Genomic DNA, 23,849 nt, shown 5'->3' on the forward strand with positions numbered 1-23,849 from the left:
CCGAATGTCGCAGCAAACCACCATCCGCAAGCTCGCCGAGCTGGTCAACACCCCGGTCGAGAAGTTGCTGGAACAACTGGCCGAGGCCGGCATGAAGTTCGGCGGTCCCGACCAGGTCGTGACCAGCGCCGAGAAGATCAAGCTGCTCGGCTTCCTGCGCCGGACCCACGGCAAGGCCAGCCCGCAGGCCGAGGAAGTGGCCGCGCCGAAGAAGATCACCCTGGCCCGGCGCAAGGTCCAGGAGCTGACCGTCGGCGGCGGCCGCAGCAAGACCACGGTCAATGTCGAGGTGCGGCAGAAGCGCACCTACGTCAAGGCGGCCGAAGCGCCGCCGCCGGCCGTCGGGGAAATGGCCGACGGCGAGCGCGCGGAGGTGCTGCGCAAGCTGGAGGAATCGCGCCAGCGCAACCTGGCCGAGCAGCAGCGCCTGGCCGAGGCCGACCGCGCCCGCGCCGAGGACCTTGAGCGCAAGCGCCAGGAGGAAGAGACCCAGCGCCTGGCCGAGGAACAGCGCAAGGCCGAGGAGGACCAGCGTCAGAAGGGCGTCCCCGCCGCGCCGCAGGACGCCGCCGACGCGGCCCCGCGCGCGGCCCGCCCGGCCGCCCCGCACCATCGACCGGCGCCGGATCGCGTCGCCCCCGGGCACAAGCACAAGCCCCGTGGCTCGCACGCCATGGTGGCCGGCATCGAGGACGACGAGGCGGCCAGCCGCTTCGCTGGCCAGTTGCATCTGTCCGCAGCCGACCGCGCGCGCCGTTCCAGCGCCCGCCCGGGCAGCCGTTCCAAGCCGCGCCGCCAGGAAGTGCGGGGCGGGGCGGGCGGCGGGGCCGGCGGCTTCGAGCGTCCGACCGCGCCGGTGGTGCGCGAGGTGGCGGTAGGCGATTCGATCACCGTGGCCGACCTGGCGCAGAAGCTGGCACTCAAGGGGGGCGACGTGGTCAAGGCGATGTTCAAGATGGGCGTGATGGCCACCATCACCCAGACCATCGACCACGACACCGCGGTGCTGGTGGTCGAGGAACTGGGCCACAAGGCCGTGCGCGCCGACAGCGACGATGCCGAGACCGAGCTGCTGGCGCACGTGGAGCAGGCGCAGGGCGACCGGACCCCGCGTCCGCCCGTGGTGACCATCATGGGCCACGTCGACCACGGCAAGACCTCGCTGCTGGACTACCTGCGCCGCACCAAGGTGGCTACCGGCGAGGCCGGCGGCATCACCCAGCACATCGGCGCGTACCACGTGGAGACGCCCAAGGGCGTGATCAGCTTCCTCGACACCCCCGGCCACGCGGCCTTCACCTCGATGCGCGCGCGCGGCGCCAAGCTCACCGACATCGTGGTGCTGGTGGTGGCCGCCGATGACGGCGTCATGCCGCAGACCAAGGAAGCCATCCAGCACGCGCGCGCGGCCGGTGTGCCGCTGATCGTGGCGATCAACAAGATCGACAAGTCCACCGCCGACCCGCTGCGGGTCAAGAACGAGCTGCTCGCCGAGCAGGTGGTGGCCGAGGACTTCGGCGGCGACACCCAGATGGTGGAGCTGTCGGCCAAGGTCGGCACCGGCGTGGACGATCTGCTGGACGCCATCTCGCTGCAGGCCGAGGTGCTGGAACTGCGGGCGGTGTCCGAAGGCCGCGCCAGCGGCGTGGTCATCGAGTCGGCACTGGACAAGGGGCGCGGGCCGGTGGCCACGGTGCTGGTGCAGGAAGGCCGCCTGAAGAAGGGCGACTACCTGGTCTGCGGCGTGCAGTACGGCCGCGTGCGTGCGCTGTTCGACGAGACCGGGAGCCAGCCCGATTCGGCCGGCCCGTCGATCCCGGTGCAGGTCCTGGGCCTGTCCGGCGTGCCGGACGCCGGCGACGACTTCGTCGTGGTCAAGGACGAGCGCCTGGCCAAGGACGTTGCCCAGCAGCGCGATGCCAAGCGCCGCGAGTCGCGCCTGGTCCAGAGCGCGGGCAGCCGCATGGAAGACATCATGGCCCAGATGGGCAAGGGCGAGGGCCAGCAGGTCCTCAACCTGCTGGTCAAGGCCGACGTGCAGGGTTCGGTGGAGGCGCTGAAGCAGTCGCTGACCGCGCTGTCCAACGACCAGATCCGGATCAACGTGATCAGCTCGGGCGTGGGCGGCATCACCGAGTCCGACGCCAACGTGGCCGCCACCACCAAGGCCACGGTGATCGGCTTCAACGTCCGTGCGGATGCTTCGGCGCGCCGGATCATCGAGTCCAACGGCGTGGACCTGCGCTACTTCTCGATCATCTACGACGTGATCGACCAGGTGAAGCAGGTCGCTTCCGGGCTGCTGGGCGTGGAGATCCGCGAGGAGATCATCGGCATCGCCGAGGTCCGCGACGTGTTCCGCAGCTCCAAGTTCGGCGCGGTGGCCGGCTGCATGGTCGTGGAGGGCGTGGTCAAGCGCAACAAGCCGATCCGCGTGCTGCGCGACAACACGGTCGTCTTCGAGGGCGAGCTGGAATCACTGCGCCGCTTCAAGGAGAACGTGGAGGAAGTGCGCAACGGCACCGAGTGCGGCATCGGCGTGAAGGAATACAACGACGTCAAGCCGGGCGACCAGATCGAGTGCTTCGAGCGCATCGAGGTGCAGCGCACCCTGTAAGCCGCACCTGCGCCGCACGACAGGGGGAAGGCCGTCCGGCCGTCCCCCGCGTTTTCCGTCCCGTCGCGCGCCCGTCGCGGCGGGTACGCTACCGTTGCACTGCACCGGCCGGATGTCGGGCCGAGGAGTCGAGCCATGCCCACCAAATCCTTCCAACGTACCGACCGGGTGTCGGCGCAGTTGCGCCGGGAGCTGGGCACCCTGGTCCACGAGGCCGTGCGCGACCACGGCCTGCCGTCGGTCAGCGTCTCCGACGTGGAGGTCACCCGCGACCTGGCCCACGCCAAGGTCTTCGTCACCGCGCTGCTGCCGGAGCGCTCGGCCGAGGCGGTCAAGGCGCTGAAGGTGCTTGCCTACGAGATCCGCATGGAACTGGCGCGGCGGATCAAGCTGCGCCACGTGCCCGAGCTGCATTTCCGCTACGACGATTCGGTGGACCGCGGCGAACGCATCGACGAGTTGCTGAAGGACAACCTGCCTTCCGATTCCGAGCCGTAGGCGCCGGCATCGGCCGGCTCCGCGGCGGCCGTCTCGCTGTCCCGAATCCGACGTTCCCTCGCCCGGGCCGGCCGCAGCCGGGCCCGTGGCAACCCGCGGCCGTCGCCGGCCCTCCCCGTCCTTGGTATCCATGACCTCCACCGGCCGCAAGCGCCCCCTCGACGGCATCCTGCTGCTGGACAAGCCGGCCGGGATCAGTTCCAACGCCGCCCTGCAGAAGGCCCGGTGGCTGTTCCGCGCCGAGAAGGGCGGGCACACCGGCAGCCTGGACCCGCTGGCCACCGGCCTGCTGCCGCTGTGCTTCGGCGAGGCGACCAAGCTGGCAGGGCTGCTGCTCGGCTCGGACAAGGCCTACGAGGCCGGCATCGTGCTGGGCATCGCCACCGATACCGACGACGCCGACGGCCAGGTGCTGCGCCAGCGCCCGGTGCCGGCGCTGGACCGGGCCAGTCTGGAGGCGGCGCTGGCGCCGTTCACCGGCCTCCTGCGCCAGCGCGCGCCGGTGTACTCGGCACTCAAGCAGGGCGGGGAGCCGCTCTATGCGCGCGCGCGCCGCGGCGAGGCCATCGAGGCGCCGGTGCGCGAGGTGAAGGTCCATGCCATCGAACTGCTCGACCACCGGGCCGATGGCCTGCGCCTGCGCGTGACCTGCGGCTCGGGCACCTACATCCGCAGCCTGGCCCGCGACCTGGGCGAGGCACTGGGCTGCGGTGCGCACATCGGCGACCTGCGCCGGCTCTGGGTCGACCCGTTCCGCGAGCCGCGGATGTGGACGCTGGACGCGTTGCAGGCGCTGGCCGAGGCCGGCGGCGAAGCGGCGCTGGACGCCTGCCTGCTGCCGCTGGAGGCCGGACTGGCCGGTTTCCCCCGGGTCGAACTGGCCGACGCCGAGGCGGCGCGTTTCGCCCAGGGCCAGCGCCTGCGCGGCCCGTGGACGCCGGCCGACCCGGCCGCGGTCTTCGCCGATGGCGGCCGCGCACTGGGGCTGGCCTGGGTCGAGCCGGGCGGGCGGCTCTCGCCGCAGCGCCTGTTCCGCGCCGCGGGCGATGCCGTGCGCACCGGGCGATGACGCCGGGACAAAGCTAACGCCTTGTCCGCAAAGGTACCGGAAGGTACAATTCGCGCGCCTTTTTCGGCAAATCCTTCCGCCTTCGAGGCGGCCATCCGCAAGCGGCGGGTCAGGCGGTGCGCCCAGCGCGTTCCTGCCGGCTACGCATCGAGAGAACCCACATGTCCATCGACACCCAGAAAGTCATCGCCGACAACCAGCGCGGCACCAACGACACCGGCTCGCCGGAAGTCCAGGTGGCCCTGCTGACGGCGCGCATCGAGCAGTTGACCGAGCACTTCAAGACCCACAAGAAGGACCACCACAGCCGCCGCGGCCTGCTGCAACTGGTCAATCGCCGTCGCAGCCTGCTCGACTACCTCAAGCGCAAGGACAACGAGCGCTACAAGAGCCTGATCGAAAAGCTCGGCCTGCGTCGCTGATGCATCATCCCGCCGCGGCGCAGAAATGCGCCGCGGTTTGCATTTCGGGCGCCTGAAGATCGCAGGCCCCGGCTCCGGCACCGTGCCGGGGCGCGAGGTTCGCCAAGGGCCGGAGTCTCCGGCCACCCGGCGGCGGCAAGGGCCGCAACCGGTCAATCCGTAAGCGAGTCATTTCCCAAGGAACCGACGTGGCAAAAATCACCAAAACCTTCCAGTACGGCAAACATACCGTGACCCTGGAGACGGGCGAGGTCGCCCGCCAGGCCAGCGGCGCGGTCATCGTGAAGATGGACGACACCGTACTGCTGGTCTCCGCCGTCGCCGCCAAGAGCGCGCGCGAGGGCCAGGACTTCTTCCCGCTCACCGTGGACTACCAGGAGAAGTTCTACGCCGGAGGCCGCATCCCCGGCGGCTTCTTCAAGCGCGAGGGCCGGCCGACCGAGAAGGAAACGCTGATTTCGCGCCTGATCGACCGCCCGATCCGCCCGCTGTTCCCCGACAACTACAGGAACGAGATCCAGATCATCGCGACCGTGATGTCGCTGAATCCGGAGATCGACGGCGACATCCCGGCCCTGATCGGTGCCTCCGCCGCCCTGGCCCTGGCCGGCACCCCGTTCAAGGGCCCGATCGGCGCGGCCAAGGTCGGCTACAAGGACGGCCAGTACATCCTCAACCCGACCGCCGCCGAGCTGAAGGAATCGCAGTTGGAGCTGGTCGTGGCCGGTACCGCCAACGCGGTGCTGATGGTCGAGTCCGAAGCGGCGCTGCTGTCGGAGGAAGTGATGCTGGGCGCGGTCACCTTCGGCCACCGCGAGCTGCAGAAGGTGGTCGGCGCGATCAACGAGCTGGTCGCCGAGGCCGGCACCAGGCCGTCCGACTGGGCCGCTCCCGCCAGGAACGAGGCCCTGGTCGCGGCGCTGAAGGAAGCCGTCGGCGGCCGCCTGGCCGAGGCCTTCCAGGTGCGCGACAAGCTGCAGCGCCGCGACGCCATCGCCGCGATCAAGAAGGACGTCGCCGAAGCCCTGGCCGGCCGCGTCGCCGCCGAGGGCTGGAACCCCGCCGAGCTGTCCAAGGAGTTCGGCGAGCTCGAGTACCACACCCTGCGCGACTCGGTGCTGGATACCAAGGTCCGCATCGACGGCCGTGCCCTGGACACCGTGCGCCCGATCACCGTGAAGACCGGCGTGCTGCCGCGTACCCACGGCTCGGCCATGTTCACCCGCGGCGAGACCCAGGCCATCGTGGTCACCACGCTGGGCACCGCCCGCGACGGCCAGATCATCGATGCGGTCAGCGGCGAGTACAAGGACAACTTCCTGTTCCACTACAACTTCCCGCCGTACTCGGTGGGCGAGTGCGGCCGCTTCGGCGCGCCCAAGCGCCGCGAGATCGGCCACGGCCGCCTGGCAAAGCGCGGCGTGCTGGCGGTGATGCCGACCCTGGAATCGTTCCCCTACACGATCCGCGTGGTCTCGGAGATCACCGAGTCCAACGGTTCCTCGTCGATGGCCTCGGTCTGCGGCAGCTCGCTGGCGCTGATGGACGCCGGCGTGCCGGTGAAGTCGCCGGTCGCGGGCATCGCCATGGGCCTGGTGAAGGAGGGCGACCGCTTCGTGGTGCTGTCCGACATCCTCGGCGACGAGGACCACCTGGGCGACATGGACTTCAAGGTCGCCGGCACCGCCGAGGGCGTGTCCGCCCTGCAGATGGACATCAAGATCGAGGGCATCACCGAGGAGATCATGAAGCAGGCCCTGGAGCAGGCCAAGGCCGGCCGCCTGCACATCCTCGGCGAGATGGCCAAGGGCCTGACCGCGCCGCGCGCGGAGCTGTCCGAGTACGCCCCGCGCCTGCTGACCATCAAGATCCACCCGGACAAGATCCGCGAGGTCATCGGCAAGGGCGGCGCCACCATCCAGGGCATCACCAAGGAGACCGGCACCCAGATCGACATCCAGGACGACGGCACCATCGTCATCGCCTCGGTCAATGCCGCCGCCGCGCAGGCCGCCAAGGCCCGCATCGAGCAGATCACCTCGGACGTGGAGCCGGGCCGGATCTACGAGGGCAAGGTCGCCAAGATCATGGACTTCGGCGCGTTCGTGACCATCCTGCCGGGCAAGGACGGCCTGGTCCACGTCTCGCAGATCTCCAGCGAGCGGGTGGAGAAGGTCTCCGACAAGCTCAAGGAAGGCGACCTGGTCAAGGTCAAGGTGCTGGAAGTCGACAAGCAGGGTCGCATCCGCCTGTCGATCAAGGCCGTCGAGGAAGGCGAGGGCGTGACGGAGTAATCCGCCGGCGTTCGACGACGCGACGAAGAGGGCGGGCCATTGGCCCGCCTTCTTTTTTCCCGTTCACTTCACCTGCTGCTTGCCCAGCTTGCGCACCAGCGTGCGCCGGTGCATGCCCAGCCGGCGCGCGGTCTCGGAGACGTTGAAGCCGGTCTCGGCCAGCACCTCGTGGATGCGTTCCCATTCCAGCGTCTTGATCGAGGTCGGGCGCTCGCCCAGGGCTACCTTGGCGTTGCCCTCGGCGCGGCCGAAGGCGGCCTCGATGTCGTCGGTGTTGGAGGGCTTGGCCAGGTAGTGGCAGGCGCCCAGCTTGATCGCCTCCACCGCCGTGGCGATGCTGGCGTAGCCGGTGAGCACCACGATCAGCATGTCCGGGTCGTGCGCGTGCAGCGCCTGCACGCAGGCCAGGCCGGAGCTGCCGCCGGCCAGCTTCAGGTCCACCACGGCGTAGCCGGGCGCGTAGTCGCGCAGCAGCGGTTCCAGGTCGGCCTGGCTGGCGGCATGGCGCACCTCGTAGCCGCGCCGCTCGAAGGAGCGCCCCAGGGTACGCGCGAAGGCGGCGTCGTCCTCGACGATCAGCAGGCGGCGCGGCATGGCGGTGGGGTCATTCATCGGTCGGTTCGTCCGGTTCGCGTCCTTCCAGGGCCAGTGCGGACAGCGGCAGCTCCAGCACCACCTCGGCGCCACGCGGGTGGCGATTGGCCGCATGCAGGCGGCCGCCGAAGCTGCGCGCCACGTTCAGCGAGAGGAACAGGCCCAGGCCGCCGCCGGGGCGTCCCTTGCTGGAATTGTAGGGCTTGCCGAAGTTGGCCAGCGCTTGCTCGGTGAAGCCGGGGCCGGCGTCGCTGACCTTCAGCCGCAGCCGTTCGCCGTCCTGGCCCTCGCGCACGGCTTCCAGTCCCACCCAGTCCGGCGACGCTTCCAGCGCGTTGTCCAGGATGTTGCCGACCATCTGCTTGAGGCCCGAGTCGGACACGATCGGCACGTCGCCGTCGAGCCGGCGGCGGTAGTCGAGCCGGTTCACCGGACGGGTGGCGGACCATTCCTCGACCAGTTCGTCTAGGAACGCGGCCAGCGTGGTCTGCGCCGGTGCCTCGCCGCGCGCGTCGCCGGCCGACAGCAGGATGCCGGTGACGATGGCCTTGCAGCGGCCCAACTGGGTCTGCATCTCGTCCAGGTCCTGCTGCAGTTCGGGATGGCCCTCGAACGGCGCCATCCGCCGCCAGTCGCCCAGCAGCACCGACAGGGTGGCCAGCGGCGTGCCCAGTTCGTGCGCCGCGCCGGAGGCCAGCAGGCCCATGCGCACGATGTGCTCTTCCTCGACCGCCTGCTGGCGCAGGCCGGCCAGGCGCGCGTCGCGGTCGCGCAGGATGCGTGCGGTGCGGCCGATGAACACGGCGGCCAGCACCGCGGTCAGCGCGAAGCACACCAGCAGCCCCTGCACGTATGGGTCGGCGATGCCGCGCGCCGGCTCGGCGGCCAGGGTCACCGGGCCGGTGAACGCGACCAGGCCCAGCACCCCCGCGCAGCTCGCGGCCACCACCACCCAGCCGGCCCAGGCCGGCAGCAGCACCGCGCCCAGCGCCACCTGCAGCAGGTACAGGAACACGAACGGGTTGGTGATGCCGCCGCTCAGGTGCAACTGCGCGGTCAGCGCGGCCACGTCCACCAGCAGCGCGAACAACAGGGCCAGGTCGCCCACGTCCTGGCGCGACCGCCAGAACAGCAGGCTGGCCAGGTTGAACAGCGCCAGGTAGGCGACGATGCCCAGCATCGCCGCCAGCGGCAGGCGGATGTGCAGGGCGAAATGGACGAAGGCGATGGTTGCCACCTGGCCGACGATGGCGATCCAGCGCAACTGGATCAGTTGCTGCATGTTGCGCACGCCGGCGCCACGGGTGGTATCGGTGCGGGCCGATTCGATCGCCTGCCGCTTGTCCGTGCCGGTCGCCGGTGCGAGGGAGTGCATCGGGAAACTCCGTGTGGCCTGTCGGGGGCGGGGGCGGCGCCGCTTCGAGGCGGAACGCACGCCACCGCGGGCCACCGACCGGGCCGCGCGAAGAAAACGGCACGTCGCCCGGACGGTGGTCGCCAAACCGTACCACCGTCGGGCCGGTACCGGGCCCGGGCATGCGTGCGGTCCCGCGTGGGCCCACCATGGTCGCGCGGCCTGCCGCCGCCGGCCGCCGGCGCCTACACAAGAGGCGCCGCGCACCGGCAGAATGGCGTCTTTCCGGCAATCCCCGCGATGCGATGACGCTGCCCCCTCCTTCGAACCCGCCATCCGCCGCCGCCGACCTGCGCCGCATCCGCTGGCGCTGCCGCCGCGGCATGCGCGAGCTGGACCAGTTGTTCGAGCGCTGGCTGGCGCATGCGTATCCGTCCGCATCCGAGGCCGAGCGCGGGGTTTTCCTACGCCTGCTGGATTGCGAGGACGATAGGCTCTGGCGCTGGTTCATGGGCTACGAGGCCTGTCCGGATGCCGAACTGTCCGCACTCATCGTCCGCATCCGCACCCTGCCGGCTTGAATGGCGGCCTTCGCGCTGGCTGTTGGCGGGGCTGCTGGTCCTCTCCCTCCTCACGCCGATGGCGGTGCTGGCGTCGGACCTTCCGCGCGCCGGTGCCTGGCCGCTGGCGCTGGCCGCCTGCGCGCATGGCCTGTGGCAGGCGTGGCGTGAAGCGCGCCGGGCGCCGCGGTACCTGGTCCTGGCCGTCGCCGCGCAAGGCGCCGACACCCTCGATGGCCGCCCGCTCCAGGCCTGCGAGCTGGCATGGCGCGGGCCATTGGCCTTCGTGCGCGCGGTCGACGCCCAGGGCCGCGCCCAGCGCCTGGTGTGGTGGCCGGACACCCTGCCGCCGGCGCTGCGCCGTGAACTGCGGCTGGCCGTGCGTGCGCGGGCCGTTTCGCGCGGCCACCGGTCGATGGCACCATAGATGCCGACAATCGCCGGGATGCGCCGGCACGGGACATCCCTTCGACCCATGTTCACCCCCGTCTCCGTGGCCATCGGCCTGCGCTACCTGCGCGCCAAGCGCCGCAACGGCTTCATCTCCTTCATCTCGCTGGCCTCCATCCTCGGCATCGCCCTGGGCGTGGCCGTGCTCATCACCACCATGGCGGTGATGAGCGGCTTCCAGAAGGAGATCCGCGACCGCCTGCTGCAGTTCGCCGCCCACGCCACGGTGATCGCCGACGGCGTGCCGCTGCAGGACTGGCGGCATGCGCTGGACGTGGCGGCGCGCGACCCGCGCGTGGCCGGCGCCGCGCCCTACATCGAGACCGAGGCGCTGCTGTCCGGTCCGCGCCGGCAGCCGGCGATGGTGCGCGGCGTGGAACCCGGGCTCGAGGAGAACGTCTCGGTGCTGGCGCAGAAGATGACGCGCGGCTCGGCCGATTCGCTCGCCGCCGGCGGGTTCAACATCCTGCTGGGCCAGGAGCTGGCGCTGTGGCTGGGCGTGGACGTGGGCGATACGGTGCTGGTGATGCTGCCCGAATTCCAGGGCTCGCCGGTAGGCGCGATGCCGCGGGTCAAGCGCTTCACCGTCAGCGGCATCTTCTCGGCCGGGCACAACGAGGTCGACCGCGGCCTGGCCCTGGTGGAGATGACCGACCTGCAGCGGGTGCTGCGCATGGACGGGGTCACCGGCGTGCGCCTGAAGCTGCACGACATGAACCGTTCCTTCGAGGTGGCCCGTGACCTGGCCCTGCAGTTGCCCGGCTTCTACCGGGTCAGCGACTGGACCCAGGAGAACGCCAACCTCTACCACTCGCTGAAGATGGAAAAGACGGTGATGGGCATCCTGCTGTCGCTGATCATCCTGATGGGCGCTTTCACCCTGGTGAACTCGCAGGTGATGCTGGTGACCGACAAGCAGGCCGACATCGCCATCCTGCGCACCCTGGGCCTGACCCCGGGCGGGGTGATGCAGGTGTTCATGGTCCAGGGCACGCTGATCGGCATCATCGGCACCGTGCTCGGCTTCGTCGGCGGGGTGGCCCTGACCTGGAACCTGGAGCGCATCCTGGACGGCATCGAGGCGCTGTTCGACATCACCCTGCTGCCGGAGGACGTGTACTACATCACCGGCCTGCCCACCGACATGCAGACCGGCGACGTGGTCACCACCCTGGTGATCGCCTTGCTGATGAGCTTCCTGGCCACCCTGTATCCGGCCTGGCGCGCCTCGCGCACCCCGCCGGCGGAGGCGTTGCGCTATGAGTGACGACCGGGACCGTCCGCCCGCGGCCGCGCAGGCGCGCGACGGCGAGGTGCTGCGCGCCGAGGCGCTGGGCAAGACCTACGCCGAGGGCAAGATGAAGACCCCGGTGTTCGACGGGCTGGACCTGCAGGTGGCCGCCGGCGAGACGGTGGCCATCGTCGGCGCGTCGGGCGCGGGCAAGAGCACCCTGCTGCACCTGCTCGGCGGGCTGGACACGCCCACCGCGGGCGAGGTGTACGTGGCCGGGCAGAAGATGTCGGCGCTGTCCGACGCCCAGCGCGGGCGCCTGCGCAATGGCGCGCTGGGCTTCGTCTACCAGTTCCACCACCTGCTGCCCGAGTTCACCGCGCTGGAGAACGCGATGATGCCGGTGCTGCTGGCCGGCGGCGGGGTGGCCGAGGCGACCCGGCGCGCCACCGGGCTGCTGGAGTCGGTGGGCCTGGGCCACCGACTGGCGCACAAGCCGGGCGAACTGTCCGGCGGCGAGCGCCAGCGCGCGGCCGTGGCCCGCGCCCTGGTCAACCGTCCGGCCTGCGTGCTGGGCGACGAGCCCACCGGCAACCTGGACGAGAAGACCGCCGCGCACGTGTTCGAGCTGATGCTGGAGCTCAACCGCGCCCAGCGCACCAGCCTGGTCCTGGTCACCCACGACCGCCGCCTGGCGCATCGCCTGGACCGCGTGCTGGAGCTGCATGCGGGCAAGCTGCGCCAGGTCGCCGCGTAGGAACGACGCGACCGCGCTGCGGCCGGCCTCTTGCAGGAGCCGTGTGCAGCCGGCGGCCGCCCGGCGGACCTGCCGGCTCTCTCCGTCCGCCTCAACGCATTGCCGATCGACGCCGGTGCCTACGGCAGGCGGATGTCGACCAGCCGCCAGCGCAGCCCCTGGCGCCGGAGCACGAACACGGTGCGGCGGCCATCGTCGTGCTCGACCGTGGCGGTGAAGCGCGACAGGGACTGGTAGCGAAGCTGCGCGCCCCGCAGGGGCCGGGCCGGTTCGGTGGCGGCCCAGGCATCGCCGCCGACGGTGCGCCCGCGGGCGCGCTGCCAGACCGCGTGACCCTGCAGCAGCGCGGCGATGCCGGCCGGCGTGGCCAGCGTATCCACGGCCATGCCGCCCGCGCCGCCGAGCGCCACCAGCGCCAGCGCGCCCAGCGGACTGGCGGCCGTGTCCTCGCCCGCGGCGCGCACCAGGCGGTCGTCCAGTTGGGCCTTGAGGTTGGCGCGCAGGCGCGGGAAATCGACGTGGCGCTGCAGCGCGGAGGCATCGCGGCGTTCCAGTGCGCGCTCGATGCCGCGCACCGCCAGCCACGGCCCGGCGGCGATCCAGGCCGCCAGCGCCAGTGCCAACAGGAGCGCGACGACGCCGACGCCGCGCAGCGTCCGCAGGCGCCCGGCCGGGGCGGGGTGCGTGTGCATGGGGTCAGAACTCCAGGTCCAGGGCCGCGCACAGATAGTCCACGAACGGGGCCAGCGCCACCAGGTCGGCCTCCACCGACTTGCGCAGCCCCGGGCGGGTCATGGCCGCATCGTCCAGCGGCCGCAGCAAGACCCAGTTGCGGTGCCGCAGGTCGTCGATGAACGCGAAGTCCGCCGGGAATCCGCGCGGCGGGCGCACCAGCATGTCGCCATCGTCCAGGGAATAGCGCCGGCGCAGCGCCGGGGCGTGCGCGGCCTTCCTCCAGGTGCCCGGGTTGTCGAGGATGAACTGGCGCACACGGCGCTGGGTGGGCGGTTCCGGGTGCCACAGGCCGGCGCCGACGAAGCTGTTGCCGGGCTGCAGGTGCAGGTAGAAGGAGGGCGCCGGCACCTCGCGGCGGCGCTCGTGGAACAGGCGCGCGCCCTGCCAGGGCTTGTAGGGCGACTTGTCGCCGGAATAGCGCACGTCGCGGTGGATGCGAAACAGCGAGCCGCCGACGAGGCGCGGGTCGGCCCGGTAGTGCGGGCTGACCGCCGCCAGCGCCGGCTGCAGGTCGGCGATCAGGCGCAGGAACGGCTGGCGCACGTGCGTTTCGTAGTCCTGGCGGTGTGCCTGGAACCAGGCCTTGTCGTTGTGCCGGGCCAGGCCGCGCAGGAACTTGAAGCTGGCGTCGCTGAAATGGCTTTTCATAGTCCGTCGCGCAGGTCCCGCCCCCAGTGTTCCAGCCGGTCCAGCAGCGCCAGCTTCGTCCCGTCGCCGGCATGGGCGGCGCGCAGGGCCTCGATCTGGGCGAAGTAGCCGGCGAAGGAATATTCGGACAGGCCGCTCTCCTCCACAAGGCGTTGGCGGCGGTAGGCGTCCCAGCGCTCGCGCTCGGCCGGCGACAGCGCCTGCGGCCAGTTGCGGGCGCGGTAGCGGAACAGCAACTCGGGCAGGCGCGCATCGCGGAAGTCGAAGCCGCGCGTGCCCAGCTCCGACGCCGTGGTGGCGCGCACCTGCGCGCACAGGCGGCGGTCGCCGTCGCCGCAGAAGCCGGCGTAGAGCGAACCGTCCACGTCGCCTTGCGCATGCTCGCGGCCGCCGGCGAACACCTGGCGCGCCTTCTCGGCCAGGGCGGGACCGTGCGCGCGCAGGCGCTGCACGCCGGCCAGCAGCGCATCGGCGTCCAGGCCCAGGCGCTGCAGGTCGCCGGCGCGCAGGTGCGCCCAGGGCACCAGCATCGGCGAGCGGTTCAGGTGCACTTCCTTCAGCGGCACGCGCGATACGCCCGGCGGCAGGTCCGCCACCGGGGTGTAGAGCCGGTCGGCGATGCCGGCCGCGTCCTGCTCCAGCAGCGCCTCCACGTCGCCGTCCAGGTCGAACACGATCACCCGGTTGGAGATGGACGGATGCGCGGCCAGCGGCAGCACCGCCGCCGCGCACATGCGGCTGGCCGGGTAGCGCTGGGACACGTGCAGCACCGGCTGCATGGCCATGGGGTCCAGCAGCGTGGCGGCGTGGCGCTTGTCGCGCAGTTTCAGGGCGTAGTCCCACAGCCGGGGCTGGGCCTGGCGCAGCAGCCGGGCCAGGCCGAGGGTGGCGTATACGTCCGACAGGGCCTCGTGCGCGTCGCCCTGGCGCACGCCGTTGGCCAGGGCCAGGTGTTCGAGCTTGAACGAGGGCGCGCCGTCCTCGCGCCGGGGCCAGGCCAGGCCGTCCGGGCGCAGGGCATGGGCCAGGCGCAGCACGTCCAGCAGGTCCCAGCGCGAGTTGCCGCCGCGCCATTCGCGCTCGTAGGGGTCGAAGAAGTTGCGGAACAGGGTGTGGCGGACGAACTCGTCGTCGAAGCGCAGCGAGTTGTAGCCCAGGGTGCAGGTGCCCGGCCGGGCCATCTCCTCGACGATGCGCGAGGCCGCCTCCGCCTCGATCATGCCCTCGCGCAGCGCCTGTTGCGGGGCGATGCCGGTGATCGTGCTGGCGATGGGCGAGGGCAGCAGGTCGTCGGCCGGCTGCACGAAGAAGCTGAGCGGTTCCTCGACCTGGTTCAGTTCCGCATCCGTGCGCACCGCCGCGAACTGGGCGATGCGGGTGCGCCGGGGATCGGCGCCGAAGGTCTCCAGGTCGTAGAACAGGAAGCTGTCGCTCATGGCAATCGCATCGTTCCGTGCATCGGAAAGGGGGGAGGATGCCCGCATGTGCCGGCCGCGCCGCGCCGCCCGCCGCGCATGCAGCGTCTCACCGCGCCTGCGCCAGCATCGGCAGGCGCGCATGGACGGTTGCGGCCAGCGCCTCCCAATCGATGCCGGCCAGGTCGTGGCGTCCGCGCGTGGCCTCCACCAGGATCTCGCGCTGGACCTCGCTGCGCTGCAGCGCCACCGCGTAGGGAATGCGCATGAACGTGACCATGGCGTAGTGGGGCACGAAACGCTGCGGATGGCGTTCCTGGAGCGCACGTTCCAGCTCGCGCTGCAGCAGGAAGTCCGGATCGTCCACCCGGTCGCGCATCTCCACGTAGTTCTCCAGCGCCATGGACTGGATCGCCGCGGCATTGGGCTTGCGCTCGGCCTCGAACGCGGCGAAGGCCCGCTCCAGCGCGCGGCGTGCCAGGCCGGGCGGCACCGAAGGCGGCACATGCCGGTCCAGCGCCTCGGCCAGCGCCACGCAATCCTCGAAGGCGCAGTTCATGCCCTGGCCGTGGAACGGCACCATGGCGTGCGCGGCATCGCCCAGCAGCACCGCGCGCCCGTCCAGGTGCCAGCGGTCCAGGTACAGGGTGCCGAGCAGGCCGGGCGGGTGGCGTTCCCAGTCCCGCTCCAGGTCCGGGATCAGCGGCAGGGCATCGGCGAAGTCGCGCGCGAACAGGGCATGCACCTCCCGGCCGCTGCGCACGCTGGCGAAGCTGGGGTCGTCCGTGCCGGGCACCGGGTGGTTGGGCAGGAACACGGTGACGGTGAAGGTGCCCTCGTCGTTGGGCAGCGCGATGCACATGTAGCGCCCGCGCGGCCAGATGTGCAGCGCGTTGGCTTCGATCCTGAAGCCGCCGTCCGCGCCGGGCGGGATGGTCAGCTCCTTGTAGGAGTGGTCCAGGAAGTCGGTGCGCTCGCCGAAGCCGGCCTTGCGCACCATCTCCGCGCGCAGCGCCGAGCCGGCGCCGTCGCTGCCGACCAGGGTGGAGAAGCGGATGTCCTCGGGCTGGTCGTCGCGGTCGTCGATCAGGCGCGCGGTGCCGGCGTCGAAGTCCACCGTGTGCAGGCGCCGGTGGAAATGGATCGTGGCGCCGGCGCGCTGAGCCGCCTCCAGCAGGGCGACATTGAGGTCGGCGCGGTGCACTGACCAGATCGCCTCCGAGTCGTCGCGGCCGTAGCGCTGCAACTGCAGCGAGCCGTCCAGGCCGTGGATCATGCGCCCGCGCATCATCACCGCCTGGCGCATCACCGCCTCCTCCACGCCGGCCACGCGCAGCGCGTGGCGCCCGCGCTCGGCCAGGGCCAGGTTGATCGAGCGGCCGGACTCGTAGCCCTTCACCCGCGGGTCGCCGCGGCGCTCGTAGACGGTGATCCTCCAGCCGCGCCGGGACAGCAGGATGGCCAGCAGCGAGCCGGCCAGGCCGGCGCCGATCAGGGTCAGTTCGCGCTTGTCGTGATTGCTCAACGCCGTGATTCCGCCATCGTCATTGCGTCGCCCCCGCGAAGGCGGGACTACACCCCACGCCAGTGCTCCACTTCCTCGACGAAGCGCAGCACGTCGCTGTAGCGGTTGTACAGCGGCACCGGCGCGATGCGGATCACGTCCGGCTCGCGCCAGTCGCCGAGGATGCCGGCGTCGCGCAGGTAGTCGAACAGTTCGCGCCCGCGGCCGGCCGCGGACCCGCCGCCGGTCACGCGCAGCGAGAGCTGGCAGCCGCGGCGCGCGGGCTCGGCCGGGGTGAGGATTTCGAGCGTGTCGCCCAGGCGCTGGCGTACCAGAGTGTCGAGGAAGCCGGTGAGCCTTTCCGACTTGGCGCGCAGCGCGGCCATGCCGCCGGCGCGCTCGAACTGGTCCAGGCTGGCGCGCAGCGGCGCCAGCGCCAGCACCGGCGGGTTGGAAAGCTGCCAGCCCTCGGCGCCGGCCGCCGGCACGAACTGCGGCGCCATGCGGAAGCGGGTGGCCGCCTCGTGCCCCCACCAGCCGGCCAGCCGCGGCAGGCCGGCATCGCCGTGGCGTTCGTGGACGAAGCAGCCGGCCACCGCGCCGGGGCCGGCGTTGACGTACTTGTAGTGGCACCACACCGCGAAGTCGGCGCCGGCGTCGTGCAGCGCCAGCGGCAGGTTGCCCACCGCGTGGGCCAGGTCGAAGCCGGCCGCCGCGCCCTGGGCATGCGCCAGCCGGCTGATGTCCGCCAGGTCGAAGGCCTGGCCGGTGCGGTACTGCACGCCCGGCCACAGCACCAGCGCCAGCCGCGGGCCGTACTCGGCGATGGCGCGCTCGATCGCGGCCATCGACACGGTGCCGCCGGGTTCGTCGGCCTCGACCTCGACCAGCGCGGTGGCCGGGTCCAGGCCGTGCAGGCGGATCTGCGACTCCACCGCGTGGCGGTCGGAGGGGAAGGCGCCGGCTTCCATCAGCACCGCCGGGCGCTCGCGCGTGGGCCGGTAGAAGCTGGCCAGCATCAGGTGCAGGTTCACCGTCAGCGTGTTCATCGCCACCACCTCGGCCGGCCGCGCGCCGACCAGCCGCGCCAGCGGCTCGCGCACCAGGGCGTGGTAGTCCATCCAGCGGGTATCGCCGCCGAAGTGCCCCTCGACCCCCTCGGCGCCCCACTTGTCCAGCACCTCCAGCACCTGCGCGCGCGCGCCGCGCGGCTGCAGGCCCAGGGAGTTGCCGACGAAGTACGTCCGCTCGCCATCGCGGTGCCTGGGGATCATGAACTCGCCGCGGAACGGGCGCAGCGGGTCGGCGGCGTCCAGGGCCAGGGCGTGGGTGCGAGCGTTGCTCATGGCGCGGCGGTGCCTCGTGCGCTCAGGTGACGTCGGCCAGCGAGTCCGGGCGGGGCTCGTAGCGTTCCGGGCGCGGGTTGAGGTGGCCGCAGTGGCCGCAGGTGCGGTGCTCGACGGAGCGGTAGAAGCGCTCGAACACCGGCGGCAGGTCGCGCTCGATGTCGTGCAGGTGGAAGTATTCCTCGTACAGCTTGTGGTTGCAGCGCTCGCAGTACCACAGCAGGCCGTCGTCCTCGTGCGCCAGGCGCCGGCGCTCGACCACCAGGCCGACGCTGCCGGGCATGCGCTGCGGCGAGTGCGGCACGCGCGGCGGCAGCAGGAAGACCTGGCCGGCGGGGATGGGGATGTCGCGCACCGCGCCCGGGCCGCCGTCGCGGTGCTCCTGTACGCGCAGCACCATCTCGCCCTCGAGCTGGTAGAACCACTCCGGGCCTTCGTCCCAGTGGAAGTCGGTGCGCGAGTTCGGCCCGCCGACCACCATCACGATGAAGTCGCCGTCGTAGATGCACTTGTTGCCCACCGGCGGTTCGAGCAGGTGGCGGTGTTCCTCGATCCAGGCGTGCAGGTCGAGCGGGGCGGGCAGGCTCATGGGCGATTTCCTCGTGGTTCCCGGAAGGCGTGCGGCTCAGCGCTCCCCGCCGTCGTCCTGGCAGATCCGCGCCAGCGCGGCCCGGTACCGCTCGGGCAGGGTGTCGAGCGAATCCACGTCGATGCCCAGGTCGTGGACCCGGCCGTCGCTCAGGCCGTAGACCCAGCCGTGCACGGCCAGCTTCTGGCCGCGCGCCCAGGCGTCGCGGATGATGGTGGTACGGCTGAGGTTGATCACCTGCTCCAGCACGTTCAATTCGCATAGGCGCGAGTGCTGGGCGTGGATGTCGCCGGCGGCGTGCAGGCAGCCGGCGTGGCGCTCGGCCACGTCGCCGACGTGGCGTATCCAGTTGTCCACCAGGCCCAGGCGCTGGTTGGTCAGCGCGGCCTGGACGCCGCCGCAGCCGTAGTGGCCGACCACCAGGATGTGCTTGACCTGCAGCACGTCCACCGCGTACTGCACCACCGACAGGCAGTTGAGGTCGGTGTGCACCACCACGTTGGCCACGTTGCGGTGGACGAATACCTCGCCCGGCGCCATGTCGATGATCTGGTTGGCCGGCACGCGCGAGTCCGAGCAGCCGATCCACAGGTACTCGGGCGCCTGCTGCTGCGAAAGCTGGGAGAAGAAATCCGGGTCCTCGGCGCGGAGGCGCTCGGACCAGGCCTGGTTGCGTCGGATCAGCTCGTTCAGGGTATGGGGCATGTGGGTATTGTCGCAGGTGGGGAAGGGCGCCGCGGGGCGGCGGGCGGGATCGGGGGGGCTCAGCCGTCGCGGCGCCCGGCCAGGCGCGCGGCCATCAGGTCGGCGATGCCGGCGGCGTTCTCGCCGGGAAGCCGGCGCAGGCCGGCGATGGCTCCGGCGATGTTGGCGGGCGGGTGGTTCTGGTTGAGCTTGAACTTCAGCTCGGTCCGTTCGGCCCGGAAGCGGAAGCCGACGATGCCGCGCAACTGGCCGCGCTCGCGCGGGTCGTCGTGCGCGTAGCGCCACCGGCCCCCCGCATCGGGTTCGAAGCGTTCCGCCAGGCGGGAGACGACCGAGGCCAGCGCGTCCTCGTCGTCCAGCGGCTCCAGTACGCCGTACAGGTGGGCGACGGCGTAGTTCCAGGTCGGCACGCGGGCCGCATTGCTCTTGTCCGGGTACCACCCGGGGGAGACGTAGTGGTGCGGGCCGTGCACGATCGCCAGGGCGCGGCCAGCATGCGCGGCCTGCGGATTGGGCCTGGCCCAGTGGCCTTCCAGGCGCACGCATCCGTCCTGGCGCGCGTACAGCACCGGCAGGTGGCTGGCGAAGGGCAGGCCGTCGCCGTCGCACGTGACCAGGGTGACGAACGGGTCGCGCGCGAGCAGCCAGTCCAACCCGCGGGGGTCGTCCTCGGCGAAGGCGCGCGGCAGGTACACCGTCAGGCCTGCTTGCCCAGGCTCACGGACATCAGGCCAACCAGTTCGGCGTCGCTGCCGGCGCGGGGCGGAGCGACCTCGTCCAGCGAGAAGCCGCGCTCCAGCGCGTCGTCCTCGTCCAGCCCGTCGAACTGGACGTAGCCGGCGTCCATCAGCATCGAGCGTGCGGTGTCCAGGCTGTCGTAGGCGTGGTAGCTGCCGTCGTGGTCCAGCACCTCGGCGGTGCCGGCCTCGCGTTCTTCCAGGCGGGCCCAGTGCAGGGTGCGGCCGAGCGTGGCCAGCCACCATGAGCGGTCGAGGCGGGCAGACGTCATCGCAGCACCTCCGAGGCCAGCCAGAGCGAACCGGACACGGCCAGGCCCAGGGCCATGGTGACCAGCGCCACCCGCGCCGGCGTGGCCAGCCCGGTGAGCGCCACGTCGCCGGTGGCGCGATAGCCGCCGCCCAGCAGCCAGCGCAGCGCGGCCGGGGCGAGGAAGGCGCCGGGGCCGAAGTCGGCGGCGGTGCCGGCATGGCGGTCGCGCACGTGGATCAGGGTCAGCGGCCAGAAGATGGCGAACGCGCTGAACCCGGCGATGGCCACGCCGAAGAAGCACAGGGCGAAGAACAGGATCATGCCGGGTCCTCCCTACTCGACACGCTCAGAACTCGGCATTGCCCGGCGCGCGCGGGTAGGCGATGGCATCGCGGATGTTGCTCAGGCCGCACACGTACACCACCAGGCGCTCGAAGCCCAGGCCGAAGCCGGCGTGCGGCACGCTGCCGTAGCGGCGGAAGTCGCGGTACCAGTCGTACAGTTCCGGGTCCAGCCCGAACTGGGCCATGCGTGCGTCCAGCACGTCCAGGCGCTCCTCGCGCTGGCTGCCGCCGATGATCTCGCCGATGCCCGGGGCCAGCACGTCCATCGCCGCCACGGTCCTGCCATCGTCGTTCAGGCGCATGTAGAAGGCCTTGATGTGCTCGGGGTAGTTCATCACCACCACCGGGCGGCCGACGTGCTCCTCGGTCAGCCAGCGCTCGTGCTCGGTCTGCAGGTCCAGGCCCCATTCGACCGGGAAGTCGAATTTCCGGCCGGACTTCTGCAGCAGGGCGATGGCGTCGGTGTAGTCGATCCGCTCGAACGGCGCGTTGACGAACGCCTCCAGCTTGCTGACCGCGTCCTTCTGCACTCGCTCGGCGATGAAGGCCATGTCGTCGGCGCGCTCGGCCAGCACCGCGCGGAACAGGTACTTGAGGAAGTCCTCGGCCAGGTCGGCGTCGGCGGCCAGGTCGGCGAAGGCGATCTCCGGCTCGATCATCCAGAACTCGGCCAGGTGCCGGGTGGTGTTGGAGTTTTCGGCGCGGAAGGTGGGGCCGAAGGTGTAGACCTTGCTCAGTGCCAGGCAGTAGGCCTCCACGTTGAGCTGGCCGGAGACGGTGAGGAAGGTCTCCTTGCCGAAGAAGTCGCGCGCGAAGTCCACCTCGCCGTCCTTGCCGCGCGGCAGGTTGGCCAGGTCCAGGGTGGAGACCCGGAACATCTGCCCGGCGCCCTCGGCGTCGGAGGTGGTGATGATGGGCGTGCTGATCCAGTAGAAACCGCGCTCGTGGAAGAAGCGGTGCACCGCCTGGGCCAGGCAGTGGCGGATGCGGGCGACCGCGCCGAACAGGTTGGTGCGCGGGCGCAGGTGGGCGAACTCGCGCAGGTATTCCAGCGAGTGCTGCTTGGGCTGCATGGGGTAGGTGAGCGGGTCCTCGACCCAGCCCACGACCTCGACCTTCGAGGCCTGGATCTCGAACGCCTGGCCCTGGCCCTGCGACGGCACCAGGGTGCCGGTGGCGACGACCGAGCACCCGGCGGTGAGGTGCTTGACCTCCGACTCGTAGTTGCCCAGCGACGCGGGGGCCACCACCTGGATCGGGGCGAAGCACGAGCCGTCGCTCACGTTGACGAAGCTCAGCCCGGCCTTGGAGTCGCGCCGGGTCCGTACCCAGCCGCGCACCGTGACCTCGCCGCCGGCGGGGATCCTGCCCGCGAGCGCATGTTCGACGCTGACCAACGTCATGGCTTGAATCCTTCTGGCGTGAGGCCCATGTTAAGGCCCATAGGGAGAATGGGCGGAAGTGTAGCGGCTGCGGCCGCGTGGGCGCGAGGCGCATGGCCGCCGGCCGTCGCCACGCGCCTGCCTGAACACCCGCCGCGGCGACGCCGGCGCGGCGTCCCGGCACGCCTATAATCGCCTTGCAACCGCGGAGGTTTTCCCATGGCCGTCACCCTCACTCCCGTCGCCCTGGACCGTGTGCAGCGTTTCCTGCAGCGCGACCCGGCCGCGCTGGGCCTGCGCTTCGGCGTGACCCGCACCGGCTGCTCCGGCTGGGGCCACGTGGCCGACCTGGCGCGCGACCGCCGCGACGACGATGCGGTGTTCGAGCAGGACGGCGTGCGCATCTACGTCGACGCGGGCAGCCTGCCGCTGGTGGACGGCACCGAGATCGACTTCGCTCGCCAGGGGCTGAGCGAGACCTTCGTGTTCAGGAATCCCAACGCCAGCGCCGAATGCGGCTGCGGCGAGAGTTTTACGACGAACGAAACACATCGCCCGGCAGAGTCGGGTGTTGTGTAACTCTTTGATTGTCCCTTCGCAATCAGTCTTTTGAGATCATCTTTTCCTGCTCAAAGTCGACGGGCGAGATGAACTCGCTGCCGTTGTCGGTCTGGAGGCGTTGTGACAGGCCACGCGGGTGCCTTAGCCGTTCCATGACCGCCACGACGTCCTCACCCTTGAGCTGCTGGTCGACCTCGATGGCCAGGCTCTCCTTGGTGAAGTTGTCCACGACCGTCAGGGCCCGGAAGCGGCGACCGTCGAACAGGGCGTCGGCCACGAAGTCCATGCTCCGGGCCTGGTTGGGCGCCGTCAGCACGGCGCGCTCCAGGCGATGGGCCGCGGCCTTGCGCCGACGAGGCCGCTTGCGCCGCAGGTTGAGTCCGGCCTGGCAGTACAGCCGGTACACGTGCTTGTGGTTGGCCCTCCAGCCTTCCCGGCGCAGCAGCACGAAGATCCGGCGGAAGCCGTAGCGGACCCGTGTGGCGGCGATCTCCTCGATCCGTCGAAGCAGGGGCGCATCATCATTCTCCCGGGGTTGGTAGTACCACGCCGAACGGCTCTGCCTGACGACCTCGCAGGCACGGCGCACGCCGATGCGGTACCGGTCGAGCAGATGGCGCACGAGCGTCTTGCGCTGCGTGGGCCTCAGAGCTTTTTTGACGAGGCATCCTGCAACATGACCTTGTCCAGGCTCAAATCGGCGACCTGGGCCTGCTTCAGGGCGAACGCGATCTGCTCTTCGGTGAACTTCGACTTCTTCATGGCGACGGGCCTCCTCGGGGCCTGAGTGTCGCCGAATCCTCTATTTCTGGATGGTCCAAATTACAGGGAGGAGATCACATGGCGTCGGCTGTGGTCGCGGCACCCCATGAGCGTTAACAATTCACTCGGGCCGACGCCGCTTCGCGGCGTGGCTTAGTTCAGGCGTGGCCCGTGTCCGCTTCTGGCCGATGGCTGCCGTAGGCTCGTGTATTTACACAGCTAGCCTTTAAGTCGCCCAACGTTGCGAGCAACACCATCGAATCGAGTGGCGACGGCTCGAAACCCACTTGCCGATAGAACGCTGCAGCGTCTTCGGATAGCGCGTGCACAAGCATTCCGCGTATGCCGATGGTTTCCGCGGCTTGCAGCACGCGCAAGCCGGCATCACGCACCAAGGCTCGGCCAATGCTTTGCCCCTGCAGAGACTTGTCCACCGCAAGGCGGCCCAATACGACAACTGGAATCGGGTCCGGCATGTTGCGCCGGAAACGTCCCGTTGCTGCATCCACGGCAACGGCGCTCGATGCCAGCGCGTAATACGCCAGGACGCGGCGCGCATCGCAAGCAACGAATGTCCGCGATGCGCCGCTGACCTGATTCTTCAACGCATGCCGATGCAGCCATCGATCCAAGCTCTCAACGCCAGAGTCAAATGCGTCCAACTCGTGGCTTGGCATCAGCGGCTCAGGGGCCGCAAGGCTCACTTCCGTTCCCAGGGGGGCGGTGTTTGCATCGTCTTGTGCAGCTTGGCATTCGGCTCGGGTGGCATGTCCAAACGGGCCAAGAAACTTGCATAAGCTTTGGGGTTGACCAGAAAGTTCGTCTGATCGAGCAGGGCATCCTCGGCCGCGGCCCGTGCAGCCGCCAGCACGAAATCAGTACGATTCTTGCCTAGCGCTTTGGCGGCACGATCGATCAAGCCGCGATCTTCAGGCTTGATCCGCAGGTTCAAGGTGTCGCGTTTGGTTGGGATGGTCTGGGCGGCCGACATGATCCTGCTCCCTGTGTGATGGGTAAATAGA

At 70.6% G+C, this 23,849-nt stretch carries 25 protein-coding genes and 1 pseudogene; 10 read left to right on the top strand and 16 right to left on the bottom strand.

Features of this window, described 5'->3' with window-relative positions; genetic code table 11:
- The first annotated feature begins 4 nt into the window (after window positions 1-4).
- The 5 genes from infB (at window position 5) to pnp (ending at window position 6,900) form a co-directional block, all read left to right on the top strand.
- The gene (gene infB / locus HNR76_RS06715) at window positions 5-2,617 is read left to right on the top strand and encodes a translation initiation factor IF-2 (RefSeq protein WP_162310091.1); all 2,613 of its coding nucleotides are present in this window, start codon (window positions 5-7) and stop codon (window positions 2,615-2,617) included.
- A 135-nt stretch (window positions 2,618-2,752) separates the two neighbouring features.
- On the top strand, window positions 2,753-3,115 hold the full coding sequence (rbfA, locus tag HNR76_RS06720; protein ID WP_162310092.1) for a 30S ribosome-binding factor RbfA: 363 nt from the start codon (window positions 2,753-2,755) through the stop codon (window positions 3,113-3,115).
- Window positions 3,116-3,245: 130 nt separating this feature from the next.
- On the top strand, window positions 3,246-4,184 hold the full coding sequence (truB, locus tag HNR76_RS06725) for a tRNA pseudouridine(55) synthase TruB (RefSeq protein WP_162310093.1): 939 nt from the start codon (window positions 3,246-3,248) through the stop codon (window positions 4,182-4,184).
- Between the two features lie 161 nt (window positions 4,185-4,345).
- Window positions 4,346-4,606 carry a 30S ribosomal protein S15 gene (gene rpsO / locus HNR76_RS06730; protein ID WP_162310094.1) on the top strand — a complete coding sequence of 87 codons (261 nt, stop codon included), beginning with the start codon at window positions 4,346-4,348 and terminating at the stop codon, window positions 4,604-4,606.
- Between the two features lie 188 nt (window positions 4,607-4,794).
- On the top strand, window positions 4,795-6,900 hold the full coding sequence (gene pnp, locus HNR76_RS06735) for a polyribonucleotide nucleotidyltransferase (RefSeq protein WP_162310095.1): 2,106 nt from the start codon (window positions 4,795-4,797) through the stop codon (window positions 6,898-6,900).
- A gap of 63 nt (window positions 6,901-6,963) precedes the next feature.
- Here the strand turns inward: pnp and HNR76_RS06740 are convergent, their stop codons facing one another.
- A complete protein-coding gene (locus tag HNR76_RS06740; protein WP_162310096.1) occupies window positions 6,964-7,512 on the bottom strand; it encodes a response regulator transcription factor in 549 nt (182 codons plus the stop codon).
- The gene (locus HNR76_RS06745) at window positions 7,505-8,869 is read right to left on the bottom strand and encodes an ATP-binding protein (RefSeq protein WP_162310097.1); all 1,365 of its coding nucleotides are present in this window, start codon (window positions 8,867-8,869) and stop codon (window positions 7,505-7,507) included. The genes HNR76_RS06740 and HNR76_RS06745 overlap by 8 nt, the downstream gene beginning before the upstream one ends.
- Window positions 8,870-9,153: 284 nt before the next feature.
- Between HNR76_RS06745 and HNR76_RS06750 the strand changes: the two genes are divergently transcribed.
- The 4 genes from HNR76_RS06750 to lolD are packed head-to-tail and all read left to right on the top strand — an operon-like array spanning window position 9,154 to window position 11,846.
- Entirely contained in the window at window positions 9,154-9,429 is a 276-nt protein-coding gene (locus HNR76_RS06750; protein ID WP_162310098.1) for an FAD assembly factor SdhE, read from the top strand.
- A gap of 22 nt (window positions 9,430-9,451) precedes the next feature.
- Window positions 9,452-9,835 (top strand): hypothetical protein, encoded by a 384-nt coding sequence (locus HNR76_RS06755; protein ID WP_246429019.1) that lies wholly within the window; start codon window positions 9,452-9,454, stop codon window positions 9,833-9,835.
- 48 nt (window positions 9,836-9,883) lie between these two features.
- Window positions 9,884-11,125: a lipoprotein-releasing ABC transporter permease subunit gene (locus tag HNR76_RS06760; RefSeq protein ID WP_162310100.1), complete on the top strand. Its 1,242-nt coding sequence runs from the start codon at window positions 9,884-9,886 to the stop codon at window positions 11,123-11,125.
- Window positions 11,118-11,846 (top strand): lipoprotein-releasing ABC transporter ATP-binding protein LolD, encoded by a 729-nt coding sequence (gene lolD, locus HNR76_RS06765; protein WP_162310101.1) that lies wholly within the window; start codon window positions 11,118-11,120, stop codon window positions 11,844-11,846. The genes HNR76_RS06760 and lolD overlap by 8 nt, the downstream gene beginning before the upstream one ends.
- 119 nt (window positions 11,847-11,965) lie before the next feature.
- Here the strand turns inward: lolD and HNR76_RS06770 are convergent, their stop codons facing one another.
- The 11 genes from HNR76_RS06770 to asnS all read right to left on the bottom strand — a co-directional run bounded on the left by HNR76_RS06770 (window position 11,966) and on the right by asnS (window position 21,525).
- Window positions 11,966-12,538 carry a DUF2939 domain-containing protein gene (locus tag HNR76_RS06770; protein WP_162310102.1) on the bottom strand — a complete coding sequence of 191 codons (573 nt, stop codon included), beginning with the start codon at window positions 12,536-12,538 and terminating at the stop codon, window positions 11,966-11,968.
- 4 nt (window positions 12,539-12,542) lie between these two features.
- Entirely contained in the window at window positions 12,543-13,229 is a 687-nt protein-coding gene (locus HNR76_RS06775) for a DUF2461 domain-containing protein (protein WP_162310103.1), read from the bottom strand.
- Complete coding sequence (gene sbcB / locus HNR76_RS06780; protein ID WP_162310104.1) at window positions 13,226-14,665, bottom strand: exodeoxyribonuclease I; 1,440 nt, start codon at window positions 14,663-14,665, stop codon at window positions 13,226-13,228. The genes HNR76_RS06775 and sbcB overlap by 4 nt, the downstream gene beginning before the upstream one ends.
- An 88-nt stretch (window positions 14,666-14,753) precedes the next feature.
- Entirely contained in the window at window positions 14,754-16,169 is a 1,416-nt protein-coding gene (locus HNR76_RS06785; protein ID WP_246429020.1) for an FAD-dependent oxidoreductase, read from the bottom strand.
- 47 nt (window positions 16,170-16,216) lie between these two features.
- A complete protein-coding gene (gene kynU / locus HNR76_RS06790; RefSeq protein ID WP_162310105.1) occupies window positions 16,217-17,494 on the bottom strand; it encodes a kynureninase in 1,278 nt (425 codons plus the stop codon).
- 22 nt (window positions 17,495-17,516) lie between these two features.
- A complete protein-coding gene (locus tag HNR76_RS06795; RefSeq protein ID WP_162310106.1) occupies window positions 17,517-18,083 on the bottom strand; it encodes a 3-hydroxyanthranilate 3,4-dioxygenase in 567 nt (188 codons plus the stop codon).
- A 36-nt stretch (window positions 18,084-18,119) separates the two neighbouring features.
- Entirely contained in the window at window positions 18,120-18,788 is a 669-nt protein-coding gene (gene can, locus HNR76_RS06800) for a carbonate dehydratase (protein WP_162310107.1), read from the bottom strand.
- A gap of 59 nt (window positions 18,789-18,847) precedes the next feature.
- Complete coding sequence (locus tag HNR76_RS06805; RefSeq protein ID WP_183982164.1) at window positions 18,848-19,483, bottom strand: FMN-binding negative transcriptional regulator; 636 nt, start codon at window positions 19,481-19,483, stop codon at window positions 18,848-18,850.
- A 2-nt stretch (window positions 19,484-19,485) separates the two neighbouring features.
- Window positions 19,486-19,797: a hypothetical protein gene (locus HNR76_RS06810; RefSeq protein WP_162312095.1), complete on the bottom strand. Its 312-nt coding sequence runs from the start codon at window positions 19,795-19,797 to the stop codon at window positions 19,486-19,488.
- Entirely contained in the window at window positions 19,794-20,099 is a 306-nt protein-coding gene (locus HNR76_RS06815) for a hypothetical protein (protein ID WP_162312094.1), read from the bottom strand. The genes HNR76_RS06810 and HNR76_RS06815 overlap by 4 nt, the downstream gene beginning before the upstream one ends.
- Before the next feature lie 25 nt (window positions 20,100-20,124).
- Entirely contained in the window at window positions 20,125-21,525 is a 1,401-nt protein-coding gene (asnS, locus tag HNR76_RS06820) for an asparagine--tRNA ligase (protein ID WP_162312093.1), read from the bottom strand.
- 198 nt (window positions 21,526-21,723) lie between these two features.
- Here asnS and HNR76_RS06825 point away from each other — a divergent pair, with 198 nt between their 5' ends.
- Window positions 21,724-22,083: a HesB/IscA family protein gene (locus HNR76_RS06825; protein WP_162312092.1), complete on the top strand. Its 360-nt coding sequence runs from the start codon at window positions 21,724-21,726 to the stop codon at window positions 22,081-22,083.
- A 64-nt stretch (window positions 22,084-22,147) separates the two neighbouring features.
- Here the strand turns inward: HNR76_RS06825 and HNR76_RS06830 are convergent.
- From HNR76_RS06830 to HNR76_RS06840, 3 genes and pseudogenes are all read right to left on the bottom strand, one after another.
- Window positions 22,148-22,827: pseudogene (locus HNR76_RS06830) on the bottom strand (DDE-type integrase/transposase/recombinase); the annotation flags it as partial.
- Between the two features lie 158 nt (window positions 22,828-22,985).
- Window positions 22,986-23,504: a GNAT family N-acetyltransferase gene (locus HNR76_RS06835; RefSeq protein WP_211373196.1), complete on the bottom strand. Its 519-nt coding sequence runs from the start codon at window positions 23,502-23,504 to the stop codon at window positions 22,986-22,988.
- A gap of 23 nt (window positions 23,505-23,527) precedes the next feature.
- Window positions 23,528-23,818: a type II toxin-antitoxin system TacA family antitoxin gene (locus tag HNR76_RS06840; RefSeq protein WP_162312089.1), complete on the bottom strand. Its 291-nt coding sequence runs from the start codon at window positions 23,816-23,818 to the stop codon at window positions 23,528-23,530.
- Window positions 23,819-23,849: the final 31 nt, after the last annotated feature.

This window comes from Pseudoxanthomonas broegbernensis (assembly GCF_014202435.1).
Classification (GTDB): Bacteria; Pseudomonadota; Gammaproteobacteria; order Xanthomonadales; family Xanthomonadaceae; genus Pseudoxanthomonas; species Pseudoxanthomonas broegbernensis.